Raw genomic sequence first — 1785 nt, forward strand, 5'->3', positions numbered from 1 at the left:
GCTCTTTAACAATTTATCAGACAATCTGTGTGGGCACTCGCAAGACGATATCGAAGCCTGTTTCGGCAGGCAGAAGAAATATCAAAGTCTTGAAGAGTGACCAAAGCAGTACACATTTGAACTTCGGTTCGAATGCATATTTGCAGAAAGTAATCTTTGAGCATCGCTATGTTAACTCATAGCAAATCAAACAAATCTTAAATTGAAGAGTTTGATCATGGCTCAGATTGAACGCTGGCGGCAGGCCTAACACATGCAAGTCGAGCGGCAGCGGGAAGTAGTTTACTACTTTGCCGGCGAGCGGCGGACGGGTGAGTAATGTCTGGGAAACTGCCTGATGGAGGGGGATAACTACTGGAAACGGTAGCTAATACCGCATAACGTCTTCGGACCAAAGTGGGGGACCTTCGGGCCTCACGCCATCGGATGTGCCCAGATGGGATTAGCTAGTAGGTGGGGTAATGGCTCACCTAGGCGACGATCCCTAGCTGGTCTGAGAGGATGACCAGCCACACTGGAACTGAGACACGGTCCAGACTCCTACGGGAGGCAGCAGTGGGGAATATTGCACAATGGGCGCAAGCCTGATGCAGCCATGCCGCGTGTGTGAAGAAGGCCTTCGGGTTGTAAAGCACTTTCAGCGAGGAGGAAGGCATAAAGGTTAATAACCTTTGTGATTGACGTTACTCGCAGAAGAAGCACCGGCTAACTCCGTGCCAGCAGCCGCGGTAATACGGAGGGTGCAAGCGTTAATCGGAATTACTGGGCGTAAAGCGCACGCAGGCGGTTTGTTAAGTCAGATGTGAAATCCCCGCGCTTAACGTGGGAACTGCATTTGAAACTGGCAAGCTAGAGTCTTGTAGAGGGGGGTAGAATTCCAGGTGTAGCGGTGAAATGCGTAGAGATCTGGAGGAATACCGGTGGCGAAGGCGGCCCCCTGGACAAAGACTGACGCTCAGGTGCGAAAGCGTGGGGAGCAAACAGGATTAGATACCCTGGTAGTCCACGCTGTAAACGATGTCGACTTGGAGGTTGTGCCCTTGAGGCGTGGCTTCCGGAGCTAACGCGTTAAGTCGACCGCCTGGGGAGTACGGCCGCAAGGTTAAAACTCAAATGAATTGACGGGGGCCCGCACAAGCGGTGGAGCATGTGGTTTAATTCGATGCAACGCGAAGAACCTTACCTACTCTTGACATCCACAGAACTTAGCAGAGATGCTTCGGTGCCTTCGGGAACTGTGAGACAGGTGCTGCATGGCTGTCGTCAGCTCGTGTTGTGAAATGTTGGGTTAAGTCCCGCAACGAGCGCAACCCTTATCCTTTGTTGCCAGCACGTCATGGTGGGAACTCAAAGGAGACTGCCGGTGATAAACCGGAGGAAGGTGGGGATGACGTCAAGTCATCATGGCCCTTACGAGTAGGGCTACACACGTGCTACAATGGCAGATACAAAGTGAAGCGAACTCGCGAGAGCAAGCGGACCACATAAAGTCTGTCGTAGTCCGGATTGGAGTCTGCAACTCGACTCCATGAAGTCGGAATCGCTAGTAATCGTAGATCAGAATGCTACGGTGAATACGTTCCCGGGCCTTGTACACACCGCCCGTCACACCATGGGAGTGGGTTGCAAAAGAAGTAGGTAGCTTAACCTTCGGGAGGGCGCTTACCACTTTGTGATTCATGACTGGGGTGAAGTCGTAACAAGGTAACCGTAGGGGAACCTGCGGTTGGATCACCTCCTTACCTAACGATACGCATTGCGTAGTGTCCACACAGATTGTCTGAT

1 rRNA gene is annotated in these 1785 nt (G+C 52.0%); it reads left to right on the plus strand.

The features are described from left to right. Positions 1-199 precede the first annotated feature (199 nt). Positions 200-1742, plus strand: a 16S ribosomal RNA gene (locus QSV56_RS21855). Positions 1743-1785 lie beyond the last annotated feature (43 nt).

Origin of the sequence: Yersinia sp. 22-579 (genome assembly GCF_030433455.1) — a bacterium.
GTDB classification, from domain to species: Bacteria; Pseudomonadota; Gammaproteobacteria; order Enterobacterales; family Enterobacteriaceae; genus Yersinia; species Yersinia enterocolitica.